This is a genomic window from Halomonas garicola (genome assembly GCF_055382465.1).
Window position 1 is genome coordinate 2,265,542 of record NZ_AP043931.1, and the last position, 22,732, is coordinate 2,288,273.

Here is a 22,732-nt window from a genome sequence, read left to right on the forward strand (position 1 = left end):
TTTGCCGCTGCCGTTGTCACGTTGCTATTTACCGCTACGCTTTACCGCGCGTTTGAATATGCCATGCTGAATACTTTCTCGAACGCTATCTCAAATACTTTCTCGAACGCTATCTCAAATACTTTCTCGAACGCTATCTCAAATACTCTCTCAAACGCTATCTCAAATACTCTCTCAAACGCTATCTCAAATACTATATCTCAAGCGCTATCGTCTGCCGCGTCTCCTGCCGTTAATGCTATTTCGTACCCGGCAACACGATGAATCCTGCCTGTACTTCTACCGCAAGCATAGCCCGAGCGCCATGAGAAGCGCCAGTTTTTGCGAAATCTCACCTTTTAGCGCCGTTTTTTCCCGATTTTAGCCTCTCTGCTAACCGTATATTTACATTATCAAGCGGTATCGTCGGCAAGCGCAGCGGCTTCTTCCACGCCTACCGCAACCAGCCGTGAGACGCCGGGTTCCTGCATGGTCACCCCCATCAGGCGCTCGGATGCCTCCATGGCGATCTTGTTATGGGTAATGTAGATGAACTGCACGCTTTCCGACATCTCCTTCACCAGCTTGGCATAGCGCCCCACGTTGGCGTCGTCCAGCGGCGCGTCCACTTCGTCGAGCATGCAAAACGGCGCCGGGTTGAGCTGGAAGATGGCAAACACCAGCGACAGCGCAGTGAGCGCCTTTTCGCCGCCGGAAAGCAGATGAATGGTGCTGTTCTTCTTGCCCGGAGGGCGCGCCATGATGGCAACGCCGGTTTCCAGCAGGTCGTCCCCGGTGAGCGCAAGCCAGGCCGTGCCGCCGCCGAACACCCGGGGAAACAGCGCCTGCAGCCCGGCGTCCACTTCTTCGAAAGTGGACTTGAAGCGCACCCGGGTTTCCTGGTCGATGCGCCGAATGGCTCGTTCAAGCGTCTCCAGGGCCTCGGTGAGCTCCTCGTGCTGGGCTTCCAGGTAGTTGCGCCGCTCGGCCTGCTGGTCGTATTCCTCGATGGCGGCGAGGTTGATCGCCCCAAGCCTGCGTATTTTATCCGTGGTGGACTCGAGCGTGGCCTGCCAGCGCGACTCGTCGGCATCAGCAGGCAGGGTCTCCCCCAGGGTATCGGCGTCGAGCTCAAGCTCGGCCAGCTGCTCGTCCTGAGCGGTTGCCTTCAGCGTCAGCGCCTGGGCGTCCATGCGCCGCTGCTGAAGCTGCTCGCGGCTTTGCTCGAGGGTGCGCTCGTGGTTCTGCCGCGCCAGCTCGTCGGTGCGTAGCTGTTCGGCCAGCGCCTGGGCCTGGTCCTTGGTGTCGGTCAGTCGGCGTTCCTGCTGCTCGCGCTGGTGGAGCAGCTCTTCCAGCTCCTCACCGGCCATCTCGTCGGGCTCGAACAGTGCCTCAAGGCTTTCTTCCAGCTCGGCGATGCGCAGCGCCAGGCGCTCCTCGCCTTCGTCGCTGCGCGCGCGCTGGGCGTTCAGGCTGTCGCGTTCGACCATCAGGCGCTCGCGCTCGATGGCAAGCTCCTGCTGGCGAGCCTTCAGCGGCGCCTGCTGCTGCTCGAGGCGCTGGCGCTGTTCGCGCTGCCGCTGGCTTTCGGCCCGGGCGTCTTCGCGCTGCCCGGTGGCCTGCTCCAGGCGCTCCATGGCCTCGCCCCAGCGTTCGCGCTGCTCCTCGAGCGCAAGCGTCAGCTCGGCGTCGTCTTCTTCCAGCCGGGCAAGCTCTTCGTCAAGCTCGGCGGCGCGACTTTGCAGGTGTTCGATGCGCTGAGCCTGGCTGCGCTCGGCCAGGGCCGCCTGCTGCAGGGTGGCGGCGTGCTCGCGCTCCTGGCGAGCGTGATCTTCCCCGGCCGCCTCGAGTGCCCTCAGCCGTTCGCTGCTGTCGTCCAGCTCGCGCTGGACCTGCTCCAGCGCCGCCTGCTGCTTTTCCTGCTGCGCGGCAAGCTCGGCGTAGCGCCGGCGGGTGACCAGCAGCGCGTCGACGCCTTCGCCTTCGGCCTGCTGGCGGACGAAGCCCGGCCCCTGCCAGACGCCGTCGCGGCTGAGCACGCTCTCGCCGTGGTCAAGCGTGGACGCCAGCGCGCCGGCCTCGGCAGCGGTATCCACGCAGCGGATGCGGCCCAGCCAGTGCACCAGGGCGCCGGCGCCGGTGACCTGTTCGGCCAGAGTGCCGGAAGGCGCCGGCGCCTCGGTGTGATCCAGCAGGCACCAGTCGGCGGCGAGCGCCTCGGGCTGCGCGGCAAGCGATGCCGGCGCCGCCAGGCGGGCGCCAAGCCAAGGCGCCAGCAGCCAGGAGACCGCCGCTTCCCAGCCGGCGGCGACGTCGATGGCCTCGCCAAGCCTTGGCGCCTGTGCAAGCCCGCGCTCGGCCAGGGCGGCGTCAATGGCCGGGTCGTGGTCGGCGAGCGCCGCGTCGATCAGCGTTTGCAGCGAGGCCTGCTCGCCTTCGAGGCGGCTGAGCGCGGCCTGCGCCTCGTCCCTTCGGCGGCTCTGCTCGTTCTGGGCATCCCGGGAGCGGGCCAGAGCCTCGCGGCTGTGCTCGCGCTGCTCGGTCAGGCGTTCGGCCTCGCGCTCGGCGTCTTCCAGTGCGGCCTGCCGCTCGGCGTGGCTTTCCCTGTGCGCGGCAAGGTCGTCCATGTCGCCGCGCTGGCCCCGGCGGCGCTCGCGCTCGGCGCGCAGGCGCTGGATGCGCTGCTCCAGGTCGCGCAGCTGATCCTGGCCGCGCTCGGCGTCGCGGCTGGCTTCGCGCCAGCTTTCGTCGGCGGCGTTCTGAGCCTCCTCCGCGGCGTCCAGCGCCGGGGCGGCGTCGGCCAGCTCGGCGTCGAGGGTTTCCAGCTGCTCTTCCAGCGTCTCCATGTCCGGCAGCAGGCTGTCCAGGCGCTCGCCGATAGCCGCCAGCCGTTCGCCGTCGCCTTCGCTCACCCGGCGCTGCTCGTCGCGCTCCCGGCGGGCGGCGTCGATGTCGCTTTTCAGCTGGGCCTCGCGGCTTTTGCGGTGGCTCTGATCCTGCTCGATCCGGGCAATGCGGGTGGTGGTGGCGTAAAACGCCTGCTGGTGGCGGTCGAGCACCTCACTCAGGGCGTCGTGCTGCTCGCGCGCCTGCTCGAGGCGAGTTTCGCACTGGCGCACGCCGAAGACGTCTTTTTCCACGGCGGTTTCCAGCTCGCGAACGCGACTTTCCTGATGGTGCTGCTCGGCGCGCAGGGCCCGGCCGCGCAGCAGCGCCAGTTCGCCTTTCAGGCGATGCTCCTGCTGTTTGAGGGTCTGGTAGCGCTTGGCCGCCTCGGCCTGGCGCTTCAAGCGTTCGAGCTGCTTGTCCAGCTCTTCACGGATGTCGTCCAGGCGGTCGAGGTTTTCCTGGGTGCGGCGCATGCGGTTTTCGGTTTCCCGCCGGCGCTCCTTGTACTTGGAAATCCCCGCGGCCTCTTCAAGCGTGGCGCGCAGATCGTCCGGCCGCGCCTCGATCAGCCGGGAAATCATCCCCTGGCCGATGATGGCGTAGGAGCGCGGGCCGAGTCCCGTGCCCATGAACAAATCGGCGATGTCGCGGCGGCGGCATTTCTGACCGTTGAAGAAGTAGGTCGACTGGCCGTCCCGGGTGACCTGGCGCCGGACCGCGATTTCGGCGTACTGGGCGTACATGCCGCCCATGGCGCCGTCGCGGTTGTCGAACTTGAGCTCGATGGAGGCCTGGCCCACGGGCTTGCGCCCGGTGGAGCCGTTGAAGATCACGTCGGCCATGGATTCGCCGCGCAGGGTCTTGGCCGAGGACTCCCCCATCACCCAGCGCACGGCGTCGATGATGTTCGACTTGCCGCAGCCGTTGGGGCCGACAATGGCGGTCATGTTGCCGTCAAAGGGCACGCTGACCGGGTCCACAAAGGATTTGAACCCGGCCAGACGGATGGCGGTTAAACGCATGGCTTCACGGGCTTACTTGAAGACGCGGTTGACGGTGACGTCCACGGTGTCGCTGTCCTCAAGCGCCCCCACGGAAACGTTGTCGACGTCGCCGAACAGATCACCCGGCTGCGGCGTGGCCTGCCCCGAGGGCGACACGCGCACGACCAGGCGGACGCTGTCCTCGCCGGCGATGGAGGCCTGGGGCGACATGGCATCGTTTTCACTCAGCGTGACGGTCTCGGGGAGCGCCGACACCGTGGTGCGCACCACGGCCAGCGGCGGCTTCTCGCCTTCCAGATCCCGGGCGGTGATGAACACCGTGGCATCATTCGGCGCCTGGTCGCGCAGGGAGTCGTCCAGGGCGACCTTGACGCTAACTCCGTGACCGGCGTCGCCAGTGGCGTCGGGCTCGATACCCAGCCGCTGCTGGGCGACTTCGATCCCCTGCTTGAGCGACTCTACGGTGTCCGGATTCTGCACGTTGGCCACCGCCCGGCGCCAGCGGTCGATGGCCGCTTCGTAGTCGCCGCTCTCGAAGGCGTGGATGCCCATGACGCCGAGCATGGTCGGCTCGCGGGGATCCTTCTGGCGGATTTCATCGACCAGCGACTGCACTTCGGCGGTGAGCTCGCGGTCGGCCATGAAAAAGCGAATCTGCGCCAGCTGGGCCAGAAGCGATGCCTGGCGCCCCTCCAGCTCGATCAGGTGCTCAAGCGCATCGGCGGCTTTCTCCGGCTGGTTGGTCTGGCGGTAGAGCGGAAACAGCTCGCCCCAGACGCTGGGGTTGTCCGGCTGGCGCTCGGCCTGGGCTTCCATGCGCTCAAGATAGGTAGAAAGCGACCCTTCGGGGTCGTTCTGCACGTCCTGCTGCACGGCGTACAGCGCCAGGTCGCCTTCGGCGCCCTGCTGCTGGTACCAGAAGACGCTTGCCAGCACCACGCCTACCATAATCAGCGGCACGGCAATGCGACCGGCAGAGGCATTGCCCAGCGGGCGGTGCGACAGCCGCCGAGTGTCGTCGAGCAGGCTGCGCTCAAGCTCCAGGCGGTCTTCTTCGTACTGCGCCTCGTCGATATCGCCGCGCTCCCGGGCGGCATCCAGGGAGGCCTTGCGGCGCTTGAATATCGCTACGTTCTGTTCGGCAGCGGTGTCGTTGGCTTCGTCTTCGGCCAGGGTGTCGTGCAGGCGGCGCGACTGGCGCAGCGGCAGCACCAGAAACCAGAGCGCGAGGGCCAGCAGTACGGCAAACCCGATCCACAGCGGTGTCATGGCGACCTCTTGCGGTTAATCAATGCATCAAGGCGGGCGCGCTCCTCGGCACTCAGCGAAGCCGACGAAGCGCTGCGCCGCGCGCGTACGATAAGCACTACCAGCAGAGCGCCGGCGAGCAGCAGCGCCAGGGGGATGCCCCAGAGCAGGTAGGTGCGGTTTTCCAGCCGCGGGTTGTACAGTATGTACTCGCCGAAGCGGTCCACCATGTGGTTGATGATTTCCGTGTCCGACTGGCCGTCCTGCAGCAGCATGTACACGCGGTCGCGCATATCGCCGGAAATGGGCGCATCGGAGTCGTTGATGGCCTGGTTTTCGCACAGCGGACAGCGCATGGACCCGGTGAGGTCGCGGTAGCGCTCCTTCATCACCGGGGTGTCGAAGTCGCGTATTTCGATGCTGTCCCCCACTGCCTGGGTGGCGCAGACCAGCAACAGGGCAGCCGTTAGCCAGCGAATCAGCGGCGCCATTTTTCCACCTCCGGCACGATCACGTCGCGCACGTCTTCGGGGGCGATATAGCCCGTGTGGTGATAGCGGATGACCCCGTCGGCATCCACCAGAAAGGTTTCCGGGGCGCCGTAGACGCCAAGATCAAAGCCCAGGTCGCCTTCGGGGTCGAAAATATTGACCTCAAACGGGTCGCCGAACTCGTCGAGGAACTGGTGGGCCTTGTCCCGGGTATCGCGATAATTGACGCCCACCATGCGGATACCGCGATCCTCCAGATCCAGCAGCTGGGGCATTTCCTGCTTGCACGCCGGGCACCACTCGCCCCAGACGTTGACCAGGGTGACCTCGCCTTCGAGCAGGCTTTCATCCACGGTGCGGTTGGGGTCGTCGAGGGTCGAGGTGCTGAAGGCGGGAAATTCCCGGGCGATCAGCGCCGAGTCGCGGTACGACGGGTCCATGCCCAGCCGGTAGTAGAAAAACGCCGCGAGCCCCAGAAAGGCGATGAGCGGCAAAAACAGCAGCAATCGACGCTTCATGCGCTCGCCTCCGCGGATGTGGGCACGCCCGTGGCGTTGGCGCGCTCGACGCGGCGGTTACGCCCCGGCACCCGCACCCGGCGATAGCGCTTGTCGATCACCGCGAGCACGCCGCCGGCCGCCATCAGCAGCCCGCCAAGCCACAGCCAGCGCACCAGGGGCTTGTACTGCAGGCGAATGGCCCAGCTGCCGTCGCCGAGGTCTTCGCCCATGGCCACGTAAAGGTCGCGGGTGAAGCCGGCGCGCAGCGCCACCTGGGTCATGGGCATGCCGGTCGCCAGATACAGACGCTTTTCCGGGCGCATCATGAAATGGCTGCCGTTTTCGCGCTCGACGCGGATAATCCCGGTGTCGGCGAGGTAGTTGGGCCCGCGGCGCTCGGTAAAGTCCTGCATGTGGAAGGTATAGCCGGCCATTTCCACCGAATCGCCCGGCGCCATGCGCACGTTGCGTTCGATGTTATCGTTGGACACCACGGCCACACCAACCATGGTCACCGCAATCCCCAGGTGGCCAAGCACCATGCCCCAGTAGGACAGCGAAATCCGCCTGAAGCCGCGGCCCACGCTGCTGGCCGAACGCACCCGGGAGACGATATCGCGCACCATGGGCAGCACGATCCACAGCGCCAGTATCATGCCGAGCATGACCTTGGCGTTCCATTCGGGCCCGTAAAACAGCGGGATAGTCGCGCCCAGCACCACCGCGGCCACGCCGGAAAGCCATACCCGGGAGACAAGCTCCCGGCCCGGCATCTGCTTCCAGCGGGCGATCGGCCCAAGCCCCATGAACAGGCTCATGATCGTTACCAGCGGCACGAACAGCGCGTTGAAGTACGGCGGGCCCACGCTGATCTTGCCAAGCCCCAGGGCGTCGAGAATGAGCGGGTAGAGCGTGCCCAAGAGCACAGTCACGGTCAAGATAACCAGCAGGATGTTGTTGACCAGCAGGAGCGAATCCCGGGACAGCCAGTTAAACCCGACCTTGTGGCTCACCCGCGGCGCGCGCAGGGCGAACACCAGCAGCGACAGCGTCACGGTGATGGCCAAAAGCACCAGGATAAAGAGCCCCCGGGACGGGTCGTTGGCAAAGGCGTGGACCGAGGTGAGCACGCCGGAGCGCACCAGGAAGGTGCCCATCAGCGACAGCGAAAAGGTGGCAATGGCCAAAAGTACCGTCCAGCTCTTGAACGAGCCGCGCTTTTCGGTCACCGCCAGGGAGTGGATGAGCGCCGTGCCCGCAAGCCAGGGCAGTAATGAGGCGTTTTCCACCGGGTCCCAGAACCACCAGCCGCCCCAGCCAAGCTCGTAGTAGGCCCACCAGCTGCCGAGCGCAATCCCCACCGTGAGAAACGCCCAGGCGGCGTTGGTCCAGGGGCGCGCCCAGCGGGTCCAGGCGGCGTCAAGCCGCCCGCCCAGCAGCGCGGCAATGGCAAAGGCAAACACCACCGAAAAGCCCACGTAGCCCATGTACAGCATCGGCGGGTGCACCACCAGGCCAAAGTCCTGGAGCAGCGGGTTCAGGTCGGTGCCGTCGTCGGGCATGTTGGGCAAGAGCCGCGCGAAGGGGTTGGAGGTGACCAGCACAAACAGCAGGAAGCCGGCGCCGATCGTCCCCAGAATGCCGGTCACCCGGGCCACCATGTCCCGGGGCAGCTTGCGCGACCAAAGCGATGCCAAAAGCCCCCAGACCGAGAGCATCAAACTCCATAAAAGCACCGAGCCTTCGTGGTTGCCCCACACCGCGCTTAGCTTGTAGTACCACGGCAGCAGCGAGTTGGAGTTGTTGGCCACGGTGGCCACGCTGAAATCATCCAGCATGTAGCTTGCCGTGAGGCACAGATAGGCAATGGCGAGAAACACAAACTGCCCGGCGGCCATGGGCCGGTCAAAGGCCATCCACAGCGGCCGCCGGGTGGCGGCACCGGCAAGCGGCACCACCGCCTGCAGCAACGCCATCATCAGCGCAATGATCAGCGCAAAATGGCCAATTTCAGGAATCATTTTCGTCAACATGGGCGCTCCGGTATCGCGGGAGCAGCTGCGAAAGTAGCTGCGGCGTCGGTGTCAGGGTCTGTCAAAATCGTTACGCGGGTCGCGGTCAGGGCCATTGCCGGCGCGGCTAGCTGCCGGCGGCCGACTCGGCGGCCTTCTCGGCGTAGTCCGAGGGCTGGTAGCCCGCTTCTTCCAGCGCATCGGCCACTTCCGGCGGCATATAGTTTTCGTCGTGGCGCGCCATCACCTGATCGGCGCGAAAGCGGCCGTTTTCCTGCAGCTCGCCAACGATTACCACACCCTGCCCTTCGCGGAACAGGTCCGGCAGTATCCCGCTGAAATAAACGTCAAGCTCGCCAACATAGTCGGTCACGGTGAACTCGACATTAAGGCTTTCCGGATCGCGCGCCACGGTGCCTTCCTTGACCATGCCGCCGGCGCGTATCTGGCGCTCGATGGGCGCATTGCCCTCGGCGATTTCCACCGGGCTGAAAAACAGGTTGATGTTGCTGCGCAGGGCGTAAAGCGTCAGCCCCACGGCTACGGCGGCCAGGCTGACCAGGCCGAGGATGACAAAGAGTTTCTGCTTGCGCTTAGGTGTCATAGTGACCTCCGCCTTCGGCCGCGGGTTCCGCGGTGCCGGACCTGGGCGCGCTACGCTGCGCCTGCTCACGCCGCTCGCGGCGCTCAAGTCCCTTGGTGAGCTGGCGACGCTCGAGGCGCGCATGCCATACCGACGCCAGCAGAAGAAACAGCGTAACGCCCCAGGCCGACCACACGTAAGGCGCGTGGCCGCCCATGGCGATAAAATCAGCAAACGAAGTAAACGCCATCTATCGCGTCTCCTGGAAAAGCTCTCGGACCCAGCGTTTGCGAGACTCCCGGCGCAGGATCTCGCTGCGCGTGCGCATCAGCGTCAGGGCGATGAAAAAGCTGTAGAAGCCAAGCACCATCACCAGCAGCGGCAGCCACATGTCGACGGGCATCGCCGGTCTTGACGTCACGCTGAAGGTGGCCGGCTGGTGCAGGGTGTACCACCAGTCCACCGAGTATTTGATGATAGGGATATTAATCACCCCGACCATGGCCAACACCGACGCCGCCCGGGCGCCGCCGTCGCGGCTGGAAAAGGCGCCGCGCAGGGCAATAACCCCCAGGTACAGAAACAGCAGGATCAGCATCGACGTCAGGCGGGCGTCCCACATCCACCAGGTGCCCCAGGTGGGCACGCCCCACACCGCGCCGGAAAACAGCGCAACGAACGTCATCGCCGCACCAAACGGCGCCATGACCTTGGCGGCCATGTCGGCGATCTTGATTTTCCAGACCATGAACACCAGCCCCGCGGCGGCCATGCTGATAAACACCGACTGGGCCAGAAACGCCGCCGGCACGTGGATATAGATAATGCGGAAACTGTTGCCCTGCTGATAGTCGGCCGGGGCGAAGGCCAGCCCCCAGACGGTGCCGGCGACGATCAGCACCGCCGCCAGGGCCCAGAACCAGGGCTGCAGTCTGGCACTGATGGCATAAAACCATTTAGGCGACCCGAGCTTGTGAATAAACGCCCACATAGTGGTTTTCCTCAACCGTTGAGACTAATACGCAGCGCGGCGGCAATCGCCCAGGGCGAGAGCGCCAGCGACGCCGCCAGCAGCGCCCCGAGTATCGCCAGATGCGCCCCGGCGCCGTCGCCCATGATAGCGGCCTGCACGGCCCCGGCGCCGAAGATGAGCACGGGGATATAAAGCGGCAGCACCAAAAGCGACAGCAGCACGCCGCCCCGGGAAAGACCCACCGTCAGCGCCGCGCCGATGGCGCCGATGAGGCTCAGGCTGGCGCTACCCAGCGCCAGCGACAGCGACAGCACGCCGTAGCTTCCCGCCGGCAGCGAAAGCATGACGCCCAGCACCGGCGCCATCAGCGCAAGCGGCAGCCCGGTCAACAGCCAATGCACCGCCACCTTGGCAAGCGACAGCGCCGCCAGCGGCTGGGGCGCAAGCAGCAGCTGCTCGAGGCTGCCGTCCTCAAAGTCGCCGCGAAACAGGCTATCCAGCGAGAGCAGCGCGGCAAGCAGCGCGGCCACCCACAAAAGCCCCGGCGCGATGCGCTGCAAAAGATCCGGATCCGGCGAGATACCGATGGGAAACAGGGTGATCACCAAGGCAAAAAACACCAGCGGGTTGATCACCTCGCCGCGGCTTCGCAGCATCAGCACCAGATCGCGCCTGAGCGTCGCCGTAAGCGCGACGGCCGCCCCGCCCCGGGCCTCCTTAAGCTCGCCAATCGCCTCCGGGTCGGCGGGTTGCCGCGGGCTTGCCGTCAGTGTTGTGTCGTCCGCCATGGTCTTGTCCATTACTTACCGCCTTTAGTGCTCCGGCCCGCCCTTGTTGCCCAGCGGCAGTCGCCGCAGCCGCGAAGACGCTGCCAGCTCGTGGTGCGTGGTCACAATCACGCAGCCCCCGGCCCGCGCATGGGCGTCAAGTGCGGCCTCCAGCGCCGCCACGCCGTCGCGGTCGATGGCGGTGAAGGGCTCGTCAAGCACCCACAGCGCGCGCGGCGTGAGCGTCAGCCGCGCCAGCGCCACCCGGCGCTGCTGGCCCGCCGAGAGCTGCCCGGCGGGCACGTCTTCAAACCCCGCGAGGCCGACGTTGGCCAGCGCCTCGAGGCGCCCGGTCTCGCGGCCGCGCTCGCCGCCCAGGGCCTGGTACCAGGCCAGGTTTTCCAGCGGTGAAAGCCCCGCCTTGACCCCCGGCGCATGGCCCAGATACAGCAAATTGGCCAGAAACGACTCCCGCGCCTTGTGCAGGGGCTGGCCGTTCCAGAAAAGCGCCCCTTCATAGTCACTCAGCTGGCCCGCGAGAATCTTCAACAGCGTCGTTTTGCCACAGCCGTTGGGCCCCTCTACGCGCACAATTTCACCGCTTTGGATATCCACGTCGAGATCGGTAAACAGCCAGCGGTCATCGCGCTCGCAGGCAAGTTTCCGGGCTTGAAGGCACAGGCTCAAGAGGTCTCTCCAGGCAGACGATGGCGCTGGGACTTTACAGGTAAAGCCCGCCGCTCGCCAGTCGTCCTGCGACTCACGGCCGCAGAGACGGCGCCGCTTTGCCGCCCTTGAGCGCCCGGCAGCAAAGCGGCCGGTAAGGGAAACGTCCGGCCGGCCCTTTAACTGTATTTAAAAACAGATAGACTCTATAAAGCTGTATAGAAAACCATGTAAATAAATCCAGCGTATGGATTACAAGCCTCGCCGCACCGGTACAGGCCTCCCTGCCCGAGTGCGACCGGCTTGCCGTTACCGGAGATGCCCGATGCTTGCCCAGCCCGCTACCCTGCCGACTGCTCCCGCCCCCGCTTCCGGCCGCGGCCTACGCCGCGCCGGCCGTCGCTGCGCGATACGCAACACCTATGCCATCCGGGTGCGCCGCCACGACCCGCGCGATTGCCAGCTGTTCACCGGTGATGTCATCATCATCCGCCGCCTTCAGCACGGCGCCCATGAAACGGCCACGGCAGAAATCAACCAGCGCACCCTGACGCTTGAGCAGCTCATCATCAAGCGCGACGGTCTGCACCTGATCTTTGCCGGCGACGAACGGCCGGCGGTATTTCTGCACAATCGCGACATCGAGGTGCTGAGCCTGGTCATGGGCACCGAGCATCATGCAACGGAGCATTAATGCGCTACTTCATTCCCCGACCGGCGCCGGATTCACCCCACTACGCGGAGATCGACGTCGAGAAAAGCCGGTTCATTGCCTGGCTGTGCCATACGCCTACCCCGGGTGATTTCGACACCCTGCTGGCCGCGGCCAAAAGCGCCCACCCGGGCGCCAGCCATCACTGCACGGCCTTTATTGCCGGCCCGCCCGGCGAGCAGCAGGACATCGGCTTTTCCGACGACGGCGAGCCCGGCGGCACCGCCGGTCGGCCGATGTATCAGGTGCTGGACGGCAGCGGCCTGGGTGAGCTCGGCTGCGTGGTCATCCGCTATTTTGGCGGCACCAAGCTCGGTACCGGCGGGCTTGCCCGCGCCTATGCCCAAGCGGTGAGCACCGCCCTTGAAAGCCTGCCCACCCGGGAGGTCGTCGAGCGCGACGCCTACACCCTGCGGCTCGATTTTGCCCAGGAAGCCGAGGCCCGCGCCTGGTGCAGCGATAACGACATTCCCGTCACCGGCGCCGACTACGACGGCGAAGGCGTTTGCCTGACGCTTGCCTGGCCTCGGGACGCAGCGGTTGACCCGGCACCGCTGGAAAACCGCCTGAAAGCCGGCGTCACCTTAACCGCCGCTACCCAAGACGCCACCCCATGAGCCGCCGTACGCCATACGGCCGGATCGGCCTTGCCCCCATGGAAGGCGTAATCGACGCCCTGACCCGTGAGCTTCTTACCGCCCGCCCGGGTTTTGACTGGACCGTCACCGAGTTTGTTCGCGTGGTAGACGCCCGCCTGCCGCCCCGGGTGTTCTACAAACACTGCCCGGAGCTTGAAACCGGGGCCAACGCTACGCCCACCGGCGTGCCGGTGCACCTTCAGCTGCTGGGCTCGGACAGCCGGGCGCTTGCCGCCAACGCCCATCAGGCGGTCAGGCTGGGTGCTACGGCCATCGACATCAACTTCGGCTGCCCGGCCAAGCTGGTCAACCGCCACGACGGCGGCGCCTCGCTTCTGCGCCGCCCGGAGCGGGTCTACCAGGCTACCCGGGCGGTGGTGGACGCCGCCGCCGGGGAAATCCCCGTCACCGCCAAGATCCGCCTGGGCTTTGCCGACCGCCGCCAGGCCGTCGCCTGCGGCCAGGCCGCCGAGGCCGGCGGCGCCTGCCGGCTGACGGTGCACGCGCGCACCCGCAACGAAGGCTACCGGCCGCCGGCCCACTGGGAGTGGATCGGCAAAATACGCCGCCGGCTGGCTATCCCCGTGGTGGCCAACGGCGATATCTGGACGCTCGAGGACTACTGGAAGGCGCGCACCCTCTCCGGCTGCGCTGACGTGATGCTCGGCCGCAGCGCGCTTGCCGACCCTTGGCTTGCCGGCCGCATCCGCCACTGGCAGCAAACCGGCGAGCGCCTGGCCGACACCACCTGGGCCATGCGCGCCGGCGTGCTCACGGACTACGCCCGCCGCCAGCGGCAAAAGCTGCCCGAGCGCATCGTCACCTCGCTGGTCAAGCAGTGGCTTTCGCAGATGCGCCAGGGCAACGTCGAAGCCGGCGCGCACTTCCAGCGCGTCAAGCGCCTGACGGATCTGGATGCGCTGCTTGAGGCGCTCGCTGAACCGGCAGCAAACACCCCGCCCCTCGTCGACACGGCATAAAATCGGGTAGGGGCCGGGGTTGCCCCCGGCGCCCTCCCACACCACCGTACGTACCGTTCGGTATACGGCGGTTCATGAAGAACGGTTAAGCCCTCTTACCGTATCGAGTACCGAGATCATGCCCTGCCGATCGAACCACTTGCGTGACAGGGCCTGATTCATGTGCGAGGCGCCGGCATTCCACCAGGGACCTCGCCCATTCCCCGCTGACTTCCAGGCACGCTGACCATCCAAGCCCAGCGCCAGAAGCTTGCGGCGCCGGGTCTTTGGACGTTTCCACTGCCGCCAGATCACACAACGCAGTCGGCGACGTACCCAGCTATCCAGCGCTTCCAGCGGTCGCTTCACGTCAACGAGACTGAAGTAGCTGGCCCAGCCCCGCAGGACGGGAGCCAGCTCTCTGGTGATACGCCGAATGCTGCGCCCCCTGCCGCGTTTGAGGATATCGCGGACACATTGCACCAGGCGCTGCAGGCTGGCCTTGGCCAGCGTCAACTTCGGCAGCTTGTGCCGAGTCAGCGTGTAGCCTAGGTATCCCCGGCTCCAGGGTCGGTCCACCGCACTTTTGTCGCGATTGACCGTCAGCCGGAGCGAATTCTCGAGAAAATCACTCAGGCTGGCCATGACGCGCTCGCCCGCTCGCCGACTCCTGACATACACCTGTATGTCGTCGGCGTAACGGCAGAAGCGGTGGCCGCGGCGTTCCAGCTCCTTGTCCACGTCATCCAGCAGGATATTCGCCATCAGCGGACTCAGCGGTCCGCCCTGAGGTGTTCCCTGCCGACGTGGTGAGACCAGGCTGTCCTGGAACATGCCGGCCTCCAGGTAGCGGCGAATCAGGCGCAGCACCCGCTTGTCGCGGACGCGACGCGCGACCCGCGCCATCAGCAGGTCGTGGTTCACCCGATCGAAGAAGGCTTCCAGATCGAGATCGACCACCCAACGGTGGCCAGCCGCGACATGGTCCTTCATGGCCGAGACGGCCTGCTGAGCACTGCGTTGGGGGCGGTAACCGTAGCTCGATGCGGAGAAGCCCGGATCGAAGAGCGGCGTCAGCACCTGCAGCAGCGCCTGTTGGATCAGCCGGTCACTGACCGTGGGGATGCCGAGCTGACGCGTCCCGCCCTTGGGCTTGGGGATCTCGACGGCTCGGACCGGGCTGGGGTGGTACTCTCCGGCCAGCAGCCGCTCGCGCAGCGTCGGCCAGTATTGCTTCAGGTGGTCGGCCAGTTGGTCCACCGACATGCCATCGGCACCCGGTGCCCCCTTGTTGGCGACCACCCTCCGGTAAGCCCGCTGCATGTTGTCGGTGGCGACCACCGCTTCCATGAGCGAGGCGGACTCCGCTTTCGTCCACGATAACGACGCCGGGACCGTCTCGACGCCCACCGGCTGGAGCTCGGGGTACTGCCCCTGCCCCTCTGGGTGGGTGACGGTATTAGCGCCACTTTCTGTCTTCATGATCGATCCTCGAGACGTCATCGCCTACTCGCGGTTCTTCATGTTCGGCCCTTGGTGCCGGGGTGAGTCGGCACTTACTATGGCCTCGGCTGACGTCTGGCGGTCCATCCCGTCGCCTCTCGACGCCGGTAGCACCGTGGCAGACCACCAGACCTCCCAGGGTAAGACGCGCGACCTTCCTCCCATCTACCCGCCGCATTTACCTCCACACCTTCCGGATAGCTATTGGGCTTCGAGTCTCATTGCCCTCTCGCCCAGATGTGGCTGCCTCATATGCGATTCCTGTTCGTCGGGCCGGGAGTTTGCCTGCAGCTTCCTTCAGATTCCGCCTCGCGACGGACACCCTTGCTGTTCGGCTAACGGTTCCCGCTATCAAGGTCCGTAGGGGACTCTCACCCCCAAGTCATCCCGGGGCACTACCCCCGGGAACAGCACCTGTCGGTGCTACGCGCCATGCCTGGCGCACAAAGAAAACCCGCCTTCCATGAGGAAGGCGGGTTAACAAAATCTGGTGCGCCCGGGAGGATTCGAACCTCCGACCACCTGATTCGTAGTCAGGTACTCTATCCAGCTGAGCTACGGGCGCTTTTTCAGGCTTTACCTGCGCAACATTGTTCAGACTCGCGGTTGAACCCAAACAGCACTTGTGCAGGAACGTTGCAAGCAACGCTTGATCCTCTGGAAGATGGTGCGCCCGGGAGGATTCGAACCTCCGACCACCTGATTCGTAGTCAGGTACTCTATCCAGCTGAGCTACGGGCGCTTACCCTCTTGTCGTGCAGTCATGGCGGAGAGAGAGGGATTCGAACCCTCGATAGGGCTATAAACCCTATACTCCCTTAGCAGGGGAGCGCCTTCAGCCACTCGGCCACCTCTCCTCAACGGCACGGCGCGAATATTACCGACTTGAGCGAGGGCTGTCTACCCCTGCGCCGTTTTTTTCATGCTTTCACCGGGTTGCCGTCGCTACCCGGCGGGCACGGCGGGGTGGGCCGCCGCGCTTCAGCTTTCGTCGCTTTCTTCGTCATCGATCTCGCGCTGAATACGCTGGTAAATTTCTTCGCGATGGACAGCCACGTCTTTGGGCGCATTCACGCCGATACGCACCTGATTGCCCTTTACACCGAGCACCGTCACGGTGATCTCATCACCGATCATCAGGGTTTCGCCAATGCGGCGAGTCAGGATAAGCATGGCTGATCTCCTTCTCAGACATTTTATGGCAACGGGGTCGCCAACGCCGGCGGCGCTGGCGTTTAACGCCACCCCTCCCCGTTAAGTTAGAGCGCGCCGCAATACGTTAGCAGGGAAAGCTTTACCAGCGTAGAAGGTTATAACGATGGGGTCGTTAGTCTTCTTCAATATCGGCCTGGTCCAGGCCGAACGCCTTGTGCAGCGCCTTGACCGCAAGCTCCATGTGTTTTTCGTCGATCACCACGGAAATCTTGATCTCAGAGGTAGACACCATACGGATATTAACGTTCTCTTCCGCCAGCACGCGGAACATCTTCGACGCCACGCCGGCGTGAGAGCGCATGCCCACGCCGACCAGCGACACCTTGGCGATGTTGTCGTCGCCGCGCAGCTCGCCGCCGCCCAGGTCGGGCAGGATGGTTTCTTCGATGAGCTTTTTGGTGGCCTTGTAGTCGCTTTTGGCCACGGTAAAGGTAAAGTCGGTGTAGTCGCCGGCGGGCGCCACGTTCTGGACGATCATGTCGACTTCAATGTTGGCCGCGGCAATGGGTCCAAGGATGCGCGAGGCGACGCCGGGAATGTCGGGGGTGTTCAAAAGCGTCAGTTTGGCTTCGTTTTTGTTGAACGCGATGCCGGAAATCAGCGGTTCTTCCATGGAGTCCTCGTCTTTTTCGGATTCTGCAACAATAAGCGTGCCGGGGCCGTCCTCAAAGCTCGACAGCACCCGGAGCGGGACGTTGTACTTGCCGGCAAACTCGACCGCGCGGATCTGCAGCACCTTGGAGCCCAGGCTAGCAAGCTCAAGCATCTCTTCCACGGTAATGGTTTTTAGCCGGCTGGCCTTGGAGCACACCCGCGGGTCGGTGGTGTAAACGCCGTCGACGTCGGTGTAGATCTGGCACTCGTCGGCGCCCAGCGACGCCGCCAGCGCTACGCCGGTGGTGTCCGAACCGCCGCGGCCAAGCGTGGTAATGTTGCCCTCTTCGTCAATGCCCTGAAAGCCGGCCACGACCACGACCTTGCCGGCATCGAGATCGGCCCTTAAGTCGTCGGTATCGATGCGCTGAATGCGCGCCCGGGTGTAGGCGTTGTCGGTATGGATGCCGACCTGGGCGCCGGTGTGCGACGTGGCCGGCATGCCCAGCTCCTGCAGCGCCATGGCCAACAGCGAAATAGTCACCTGCTCGCCGGTGGAGAGCAGCATGTCCATTTCCCGCGGATCGGGATTGGCGTTGAGCGACGAGGCCATGTCGGTCAGGCGGTTGGTTTCGCCGCTCATGGCGGATACCACTACCACGACCTGGTGGCCCCGGTCGCGGAAGCCCTTGACCTTTTCCGCGACGGCCTTGATGCGCTCCGGCGAGCCCACCGAGGTGCCGCCGAACTTCTGTACGTATAGTGCCATAGAGGGTGGTTTCCTTATGCGTTCGGAAGTGGAAAGTAACAAGATGGAAGCAAGCGGGCGGAACATCGTCGGAAAAAAACAGGGCCGATAGCGCCACGCGCTACCGGCCCTGGTATCAGCTTAGCGTATTTTCCAGCCAGGCAGGAACGCTATCCAGCGCCTCCGGCAACGCCTCGGGCCGGCTGCCCCCGGCCTGGGCCATATCCGGGCGGCCGCCCCCCTTGCCGCCCACCTGGGAGGCAACGTGGTTGACCAGCTCGCCGGCCTTGACCCGGTCGGTCAGATCCTTGGTGACCCCGGAGATCAGGCTGACCTTGCCGGCGCTTTTATCCGCTACGCCGAGCACGATGACCCCGGAGCCCAGCTTGTTTTTCAGCTGGTCGAGCATGCCGCGCAGCTCCTTGCCGGAGACGCCGTCAAGCTCGGTGGCCAGCAGCTTGACCCCGGCCACCTCGCGGGCCCGATCCAGCATGCTGCTGCCGGCGGCGCTGGCGAGCTTGCTCTTGGCCTGCTCCAGCTCTTTTTCCAAGGCGCGGTTACGCTCAAGCAGCGCCTCGACCTTGGCTTCGACCTGCTCGGGCTTGGCCTTCAGGCGCTCGCCCAGGCGCTGCACACAGGCTTCCTGGTCGTGGAAGTAGGCAAGCGCGGTCTCCCCGGTAATCGCCTCGATGCGGCGCACGCCGGAGGCGATGCCGGCCTCGCTGACGATGTGGAAGCTGCCGATGTCGCCGCTGCGGGCGACGTGGGTGCCGCCGCACAGCTCGATGGAAAAGTCGTCGGCGCCGATGGTCAACACGCGCACGCTGTCGGCGTACTTGGCCTCGAAAAGCGCCGCCGCGCCCTTGTCCCGGGCCTGGTCCAGAGTCATTTCTTCCACCACGGTGGGCGCGTTAACCAGCACCTGCTCGTTGACCAGGCGCTCGACCTCGGCCAGCTGCTCAGGCGTCATCGGCTCGAAGTGGCTGAAGTCGAAACGCAGCCGCTCGGCGGTTACCAGCGAGCCCTTTTGCTGGACGTGATCGCCCAGCACCAGACGCAGCGCCTGGTGCAGCAGGTGGGTTGCCGAGTGGTTGCGCACCGTGGCGGTGCGCAACCCGGCATCCACCTCGGGGCGCGCCTCGGCGCCCACGACCAGGCGGCCTTCGAGCATCACGCCCTGATGCAGGTGGTGGCCGCCCTGCTTCTGGGTATCGGTGACCTGGAAGCGCCCGCCGTCGACGTATAGGTAGCCGGTGTCGCCGACCTGGCCACCGGACTCGCCGTAGAACGGCGTGCGGCTCAGCACCACGATGCCTTTCTGGTCAGCATCGAGCTCGGCCAGATCATTGCCTTCGGCGTCGACCAGCGCCACAACCCGAGCCTCGTCTTTCAGCTGGTCGTAGCCGGTGAAGGTGGTTTCGCCGTCGATATCCACCGCTGCCGCGTAGTCGGCGCCGAACTGGCTGGCCGCCCGGGCGCGCTCGCGCTGGGCTTCGAGCTCGCGCTGAAAGCCCGCCTCGTCGGGCGCCACGCCGCGTTCGCGGCAGACATCGGCGGTCAGGTCAAAGGGAAAGCCGTAGGTGTCGTAAAGCTTGAAGACGGTTTCGCCGGGCAGCACCTCGCCGGAAAGCTCGTCAAGGGCGGCGTTCAGCAGGCCCATGCCGTGCTCCAGCGTGCGGGCAAACTGCTGCTCTTCTTTCAGCAGGATGCGCTCGATCTGCTCCCGGGCCTGGCGAAGCTCGGGGTAGGCGTCGCCCATCTCGGCGTCAAGCGCGGCCACCAGGGTATAAAAGAACGGCTCAGTGGCGCCCAGCTTGTGGCCGTGGCGCACCGCCCGGCGGATGATCCGGCGCAGCACATAGCCGCGACCCTCGTTGGACGGCATCACGCCGTCGGCGACGAGAAACGCGCAGGAGCGGATGTGGTCGGCAATCACACAGAGCGACGGCGCCTGGAGGTCGTCGTGGCCGGTGGCCTTGGCGGCGGCCTTGAGCAGATTCTGAAACAGGTCGATCTCGTAGTTGGAGTGCACCCCCTGCATCACCGCGGCGACGCGCTCAAGCCCCAGACCGGTGTCGATGGACGGCTTGGGCAGGTTGTGCAGCGTCCCCTCGGCGTCGCGGTCGTACTGCATGAACACCAGGTTCCAGATCTCGATGTAGCGGTCGCCGTCTTCCTCGGCGCTGCCCGGGGGGCCGCCCCAGACGTCGGCGCCGTGATCAAAGAAAATCTCGGAGCTGGGGCCGCAGGGGCCGGTGTCGCCCATCTGCCAGAAGTTGTCCTCATCGAGCTTGGAGAAGCGCTCGGGGTCCACGCCGATCTCGTCTTTCCAGATGCGCTCGGCCTCGTCGTCGCTTACGTGGACGGTGACCCAGAGCTTTTCCGCCGGCAGCCCCAGGGTCTCGGTGAGAAACGTCCAGGCGTAGCGGATGGCGTCGCGCTTGAAGTAGTCGCCGAAGCTGAAGTTGCCCAGCATTTCAAAAAAGGTGTGGTGGCGGGCGGTATAGCCGACGTTGTCCAGGTCGTTGTGCTTGCCGCCGGCGCGCACGCAGCGCTGGGCCGAGACGGCGCGCACGTAGGGGCGCGGGTCGCGGCCCAGAAACACGTCCTTGAACGGCACCATGCCGGCGTTGGTAAACAAAAGCGTCGGATCGTTACCCGGCACAAGCGGGCTCGTGGGCACAACGGTATGGCCGTTTTGCGCGAAAAAATCTAAAAAGGCCTGTCTGATGTCTGCGCTTCGCATAGGGTATCCGTAACAAGAAAGCGTGATGTCCCAGGGCGCTTGAGCCGCTACCCGCCGGGGTCGCCAAAGAGGTCATTATAGCGAACTTGGGCGCCGACTAAAGCCGGGGTTCAACGCAAGGGCTCTTCAGGGCGGGTTTGATACGGGTGTCAAACAAAGGGCAAAGCGGTTTTTGAAGGCGGGCCGGCGGCCGAAAGGCGCGGCTTAAAGGCAGGCGAGCGCATGGCGGATCTGATCGAACTCAAAGCCCCGCGAGGCCAGAAAGCGCTCCCGGCGGGCGCGCTCTCTGGGGCTGTCGCCGGGCGTTTGAAAGCGGCGCGCCAGCACGTCGCGGGCCAGCTCAAACCAGTCAACGTTTTCTTGCGTCTCCACCTCGGCAATCGCCTGGCGCTGCACCTCGGTCGCCACGCCGCGCTGGGAAAGCTCGCTTGTGATGCGCCGCACGCCCTGCCCGCGCAGCACCCGGCTGCGCACAAAGCTTTCGGCAAAGCGCGCGTCGGACTGCAGCCCCTGCTCGGCCAGGGCATCCAGGCAGGCGTCAATGTCTTCGGGCGCCACTTCCTTGCGCGCCAGGCGGTGTTCCAGCTCGGCGCGGGAGTATTCGCGTCGGGCCAGCAAACCGATGGCGATCTCCCGGGATGAGGGCGGTTCGCGACCGGGTTTCATGCTTAGAGAAGCTCGTCGTTGTCGGCCAGGTCGTCAGCCGTGCTTTTTCCTGCCTTCTTGCTCTCCTCCTTTTTATTCTCTCCCTTTTTGCTTTCCTCCTTCTTGCCGTCTTCCTTGGCTTCGTCTTCCCTGGGCTCGGGCTGGGCCAGCAGCTGGGCGCGAATCTGCGACTCGATCTCTTCCATGATCTCGGGGTTGTCTTCCAGGTGCTGGGCGGCGTTGGCCTTGCCCTGGCCGATCTTCTTGCCCTTGTAGCTGTACCAGGCGCCGGCCTTGTCCACCAGGCTGCACTGCACGCCCAGATCGACCACTTCACCGGCGTGGTAGATGCCCTTGCCGTAGAGGATCTGGAACTCGGCCTGGCGGAACGGCGGCGACACCTTGTTCTTGACCACTTTCACTCGGGTCTCGTTGCCGGTAACCTCGTCGCCGGACTTCACCGAGCCGGTGCGGCGAATATCCAGGCGCACGCTTGAATAGAACTTCAGCGCGTTGCCGCCGGTGGTGGTTTCGGGGCTGCCGAACATCACGCCGATCTTCATGCGGATCTGGTTGACGAACACCACCATGCAGTTGGCATTTTTCATGTTGCCGGTGATTTTGCGCAATGCCTGGGACATCAGTCGGGCCTGCAGGCCGACGTGGGCGTCGCCCATTTCGCCTTCGATTTCGGCGCGCGGGGTGAGCGCGGCCACCGAGTCGATGATGATCACGTCGACGCCGCCGGAGCGCACCAGCATGTCGGTGATCTCAAGCGCCTGCTCGCCGGTGTCCGGCTGGGATACCAGCAGGTCGTCGAGGTTAACGCCGAGCTTTTCGGCGTAGCTTGGGTCAAGGGCATGTTCGGCGTCGACAAAGGCGCACACCTTGCCCTGCTTTTGCGCCTCGGCGATGACGGAAAGCGTCATGGTGGTCTTGCCCGACGATTCCGGGCCGAAGATTTCCACCACGCGGCCGTAGGGCAGCCCGCCGATGCCAAGCGCTATATCCAGCCCCAGCGAGCCGGTGGAGACCGAGGGCATGGCCACCCGGGGCGCATCGCCCAGGCGCATGACGGTGCCTTTGCCGAACTGGCGGTCAATCTGGCCAAGCGCGGCTTCCAGCGCTTTGCTGCGGTTTTCATCCTGAGCCATTCGATGCTTCCTCTTCAGAAGGCTGTATAATTAGCCAGTAGTATGCCAAAAAAACGCCGGCAAAAAAATGCCGCTGCGGCTTTACGCCGTCTCGCCCCGGGTATCCAGGGTTTCCACCAGCCGCGCCATGGCCTGGCGCACCGCCTGCTCGCGCACGGCCTGGCGGTCGCCGGGAAAGTGCAGGCACTCCGCGCGCATGTCCCGCTCGCTGCCCCAGGCCAGCCACACCGTCCCCACCGGCTTGTCGTCGCTGCCGCCTTCGGGGCCGGCCACGCCGCTCACGGCCACGCCGATGTCCGCGCCGCTTTGCCGGCAGGCGCCGGCCACCATGGCCCTGACCACGGCTTCGCTGACCGCACCGTGGGCGTTAAGCGTAGCGTCTTCTACCCCCAGCATGCGGGTTTTCGCGGCGTTGGCATAGGTCACGTAGCCGCTGGCGAAATAGGCCGAGCTGCCCGCGACCGAAGTTATCGCCTCGGCAATACCGCCGCCGGTACACGACTCCGCCGTGGTTACCTCAACGCCGTGCTCGCCACAGAGTTTGCCCAGCCGCTGAGCCAGCAGCGATAAATCCAGGTTCTTCAGGCTCTCGACGCTTGGTTCCATGCTCGCTCCTTCATGTCCAGGGTCAGTTAAGCGTAGAATACCCGGTTGCGTTGACTCAACGAAACGTCTGTCACGCATACCCTAAGTCACGCATACGCCC

At 65.1% G+C, this 22,732-nt stretch carries 20 protein-coding genes and 3 tRNA genes; 3 read left to right on the forward strand and 20 right to left on the reverse strand.

The window, feature by feature from the left end; all coding sequences use genetic code 11:
- Nucleotides 1-392: 392 nt before the first annotated feature.
- From smc to ccmA, 10 genes are all read right to left on the reverse strand, one after another.
- Entirely contained in the window at nt 393-3,890 is a 3,498-nt protein-coding gene (smc, locus tag ACZ46Y_RS10910; protein WP_311956836.1) for a chromosome segregation protein SMC, read from the reverse strand.
- Nucleotides 3,891-3,902: 12 nt separating this feature from the next.
- Nucleotides 3,903-5,141, reverse strand: a complete 1,239-nt coding sequence (gene ccmI, locus ACZ46Y_RS10915) for a c-type cytochrome biogenesis protein CcmI (protein ID WP_311956834.1) — start codon at nt 5,139-5,141, stop codon at nt 3,903-3,905.
- Nucleotides 5,138-5,611 (reverse strand): cytochrome c-type biogenesis protein, encoded by a 474-nt coding sequence (locus ACZ46Y_RS10920; RefSeq protein ID WP_311956832.1) that lies wholly within the window; start codon nt 5,609-5,611, stop codon nt 5,138-5,140. Before ACZ46Y_RS10920 ends, ccmI begins: the two co-directional genes overlap by 4 nt.
- The gene (locus tag ACZ46Y_RS10925) at nt 5,599-6,129 is read right to left on the reverse strand and encodes a DsbE family thiol:disulfide interchange protein (protein WP_311956830.1); all 531 of its coding nucleotides are present in this window, start codon (nt 6,127-6,129) and stop codon (nt 5,599-5,601) included. Before ACZ46Y_RS10925 ends, ACZ46Y_RS10920 begins: the two co-directional genes overlap by 13 nt.
- Nucleotides 6,126-8,144 carry a heme lyase CcmF/NrfE family subunit gene (locus ACZ46Y_RS10930; RefSeq protein WP_311956828.1) on the reverse strand — a complete coding sequence of 673 codons (2,019 nt, stop codon included), beginning with the start codon at nt 8,142-8,144 and terminating at the stop codon, nt 6,126-6,128. The genes ACZ46Y_RS10925 and ACZ46Y_RS10930 overlap by 4 nt, the downstream gene beginning before the upstream one ends.
- A 106-nt stretch (nt 8,145-8,250) precedes the next feature.
- Complete coding sequence (gene ccmE, locus ACZ46Y_RS10935; protein WP_311956826.1) at nt 8,251-8,727, reverse strand: cytochrome c maturation protein CcmE; 477 nt, start codon at nt 8,725-8,727, stop codon at nt 8,251-8,253.
- Nucleotides 8,717-8,956, reverse strand: coding sequence for a heme exporter protein CcmD (gene ccmD / locus ACZ46Y_RS10940; protein ID WP_311956824.1), 240 nt, complete (start codon nt 8,954-8,956; stop codon nt 8,717-8,719). Before ccmD ends, ccmE begins: the two co-directional genes overlap by 11 nt.
- Nucleotides 8,957-9,697 carry a heme ABC transporter permease gene (locus tag ACZ46Y_RS10945; RefSeq protein ID WP_311956822.1) on the reverse strand — a complete coding sequence of 247 codons (741 nt, stop codon included), beginning with the start codon at nt 9,695-9,697 and terminating at the stop codon, nt 8,957-8,959. It abuts the gene before it with no gap.
- An 11-nt stretch (nt 9,698-9,708) separates the two neighbouring features.
- A complete protein-coding gene (ccmB, locus tag ACZ46Y_RS10950) occupies nt 9,709-10,467 on the reverse strand; it encodes a heme exporter protein CcmB (RefSeq protein ID WP_460540810.1) in 759 nt (252 codons plus the stop codon).
- A 24-nt stretch (nt 10,468-10,491) separates the two neighbouring features.
- The gene (gene ccmA / locus ACZ46Y_RS10955) at nt 10,492-11,079 is read right to left on the reverse strand and encodes a cytochrome c biogenesis heme-transporting ATPase CcmA (RefSeq protein ID WP_446497136.1); all 588 of its coding nucleotides are present in this window, start codon (nt 11,077-11,079) and stop codon (nt 10,492-10,494) included.
- Nucleotides 11,080-11,437: 358 nt separating this feature from the next.
- Here ccmA and ACZ46Y_RS10960 point away from each other — a divergent pair, with 358 nt between their 5' ends.
- The 3 genes from ACZ46Y_RS10960 to ACZ46Y_RS10970 are packed head-to-tail and all read left to right on the forward strand — an operon-like array spanning nt 11,438 to nt 13,442.
- Entirely contained in the window at nt 11,438-11,806 is a 369-nt protein-coding gene (locus ACZ46Y_RS10960) for a hypothetical protein (RefSeq protein ID WP_311956817.1), read from the forward strand.
- Nucleotides 11,806-12,441, forward strand: coding sequence for an IMPACT family protein (locus ACZ46Y_RS10965; protein ID WP_311956815.1), 636 nt, complete (start codon nt 11,806-11,808; stop codon nt 12,439-12,441). The genes ACZ46Y_RS10960 and ACZ46Y_RS10965 overlap by 1 nt, the downstream gene beginning before the upstream one ends.
- Nucleotides 12,442-12,479: 38 nt before the next feature.
- Nucleotides 12,480-13,442, forward strand: a complete 963-nt coding sequence (locus ACZ46Y_RS10970) for a tRNA dihydrouridine synthase (RefSeq protein WP_311956880.1) — start codon at nt 12,480-12,482, stop codon at nt 13,440-13,442.
- Nucleotides 13,443-13,514: 72 nt separating this feature from the next.
- On the opposite strand, the gene ltrA is transcribed toward ACZ46Y_RS10970, so the two are convergent.
- The 10 genes from ltrA to ACZ46Y_RS11020 all read right to left on the reverse strand — a co-directional run bounded on the left by ltrA (nt 13,515) and on the right by ACZ46Y_RS11020 (nt 22,632).
- Nucleotides 13,515-14,903: a group II intron reverse transcriptase/maturase gene (ltrA, locus tag ACZ46Y_RS10975; protein WP_464380038.1), complete on the reverse strand. Its 1,389-nt coding sequence runs from the start codon at nt 14,901-14,903 to the stop codon at nt 13,515-13,517.
- Between the two features lie 509 nt (nt 14,904-15,412).
- Nucleotides 15,413-15,489, reverse strand: a tRNA-Arg gene (locus ACZ46Y_RS10980).
- 100 nt (nt 15,490-15,589) lie between these two features.
- A tRNA-Arg gene (locus ACZ46Y_RS10985) sits at nt 15,590-15,666 on the reverse strand.
- Between the two features lie 22 nt (nt 15,667-15,688).
- A tRNA-Ser gene (locus tag ACZ46Y_RS10990) sits at nt 15,689-15,781 on the reverse strand.
- Nucleotides 15,782-15,905: 124 nt separating this feature from the next.
- Nucleotides 15,906-16,097 carry a carbon storage regulator CsrA gene (gene csrA / locus ACZ46Y_RS10995; protein ID WP_311954955.1) on the reverse strand — a complete coding sequence of 64 codons (192 nt, stop codon included), beginning with the start codon at nt 16,095-16,097 and terminating at the stop codon, nt 15,906-15,908.
- Between the two features lie 154 nt (nt 16,098-16,251).
- On the reverse strand, nt 16,252-17,502 hold the full coding sequence (locus tag ACZ46Y_RS11000) for an aspartate kinase (protein ID WP_311954954.1): 1,251 nt from the start codon (nt 17,500-17,502) through the stop codon (nt 16,252-16,254).
- A 115-nt stretch (nt 17,503-17,617) separates the two neighbouring features.
- Nucleotides 17,618-20,227 (reverse strand): alanine--tRNA ligase, encoded by a 2,610-nt coding sequence (alaS, locus tag ACZ46Y_RS11005; RefSeq protein ID WP_311954953.1) that lies wholly within the window; start codon nt 20,225-20,227, stop codon nt 17,618-17,620.
- A gap of 204 nt (nt 20,228-20,431) precedes the next feature.
- Nucleotides 20,432-20,893 carry a regulatory protein RecX gene (locus ACZ46Y_RS11010; RefSeq protein WP_311954952.1) on the reverse strand — a complete coding sequence of 154 codons (462 nt, stop codon included), beginning with the start codon at nt 20,891-20,893 and terminating at the stop codon, nt 20,432-20,434.
- A 2-nt stretch (nt 20,894-20,895) separates the two neighbouring features.
- On the reverse strand, nt 20,896-22,026 hold the full coding sequence (recA, locus tag ACZ46Y_RS11015) for a recombinase RecA (RefSeq protein WP_311954951.1): 1,131 nt from the start codon (nt 22,024-22,026) through the stop codon (nt 20,896-20,898).
- A gap of 81 nt (nt 22,027-22,107) precedes the next feature.
- Nucleotides 22,108-22,632 (reverse strand): CinA family protein, encoded by a 525-nt coding sequence (locus ACZ46Y_RS11020; RefSeq protein ID WP_311954950.1) that lies wholly within the window; start codon nt 22,630-22,632, stop codon nt 22,108-22,110.
- Between the last annotated feature and the right edge of the window lie 100 nt (nt 22,633-22,732).

Coding starts and splice junctions, on each gene's coding strand:
- ACZ46Y_RS10965 (WP_311956815.1), top strand. CDS start 11,806: ATGCGCTACTTCATTCCCCGACCGGCGCCGGATTCACCCCACTACGCG.
- ACZ46Y_RS10925 (WP_311956830.1), bottom strand. CDS start 6,129: ATGAAGCGTCGATTGCTGCTGTTTTTGCCGCTCATCGCCTTTCTGGGG.
- smc (WP_311956836.1), bottom strand. CDS start 3,890: ATGCGTTTAACCGCCATCCGTCTGGCCGGGTTCAAATCCTTTGTGGAC.
- ACZ46Y_RS10945 (WP_311956822.1), bottom strand. CDS start 9,697: ATGTGGGCGTTTATTCACAAGCTCGGGTCGCCTAAATGGTTTTATGCC.
- csrA (WP_311954955.1), bottom strand. CDS start 16,097: ATGCTTATCCTGACTCGCCGCATTGGCGAAACCCTGATGATCGGTGAT.
- recA (WP_311954951.1), bottom strand. CDS start 22,026: ATGGCTCAGGATGAAAACCGCAGCAAAGCGCTGGAAGCCGCGCTTGGC.
- ccmD (WP_311956824.1), bottom strand. CDS start 8,956: ATGGCGTTTACTTCGTTTGCTGATTTTATCGCCATGGGCGGCCACGCG.
- ltrA (WP_464380038.1), bottom strand. CDS start 14,903: ATGAAGACAGAAAGTGGCGCTAATACCGTCACCCACCCAGAGGGGCAG.
- ccmB (WP_460540810.1), bottom strand. CDS start 10,467: ATGGCGGACGACACAACACTGACGGCAAGCCCGCGGCAACCCGCCGAC.
- alaS (WP_311954953.1), bottom strand. CDS start 20,227: ATGCGAAGCGCAGACATCAGACAGGCCTTTTTAGATTTTTTCGCGCAA.
- ACZ46Y_RS10970 (WP_311956880.1), top strand. CDS start 12,480: ATGGAAGGCGTAATCGACGCCCTGACCCGTGAGCTTCTTACCGCCCGC.
- ccmE (WP_311956826.1), bottom strand. CDS start 8,727: ATGACACCTAAGCGCAAGCAGAAACTCTTTGTCATCCTCGGCCTGGTC.
- ACZ46Y_RS11020 (WP_311954950.1), bottom strand. CDS start 22,632: ATGGAACCAAGCGTCGAGAGCCTGAAGAACCTGGATTTATCGCTGCTG.
- ACZ46Y_RS10930 (WP_311956828.1), bottom strand. CDS start 8,144: ATGTTGACGAAAATGATTCCTGAAATTGGCCATTTTGCGCTGATCATT.
- ccmI (WP_311956834.1), bottom strand. CDS start 5,141: ATGACACCGCTGTGGATCGGGTTTGCCGTACTGCTGGCCCTCGCGCTC.
- ACZ46Y_RS11000 (WP_311954954.1), bottom strand. CDS start 17,502: ATGGCACTATACGTACAGAAGTTCGGCGGCACCTCGGTGGGCTCGCCG.
- ACZ46Y_RS10920 (WP_311956832.1), bottom strand. CDS start 5,611: ATGGCGCCGCTGATTCGCTGGCTAACGGCTGCCCTGTTGCTGGTCTGC.
- ACZ46Y_RS11010 (WP_311954952.1), bottom strand. CDS start 20,893: ATGAAACCCGGTCGCGAACCGCCCTCATCCCGGGAGATCGCCATCGGT.
- ACZ46Y_RS10960 (WP_311956817.1), top strand. CDS start 11,438: ATGCTTGCCCAGCCCGCTACCCTGCCGACTGCTCCCGCCCCCGCTTCC.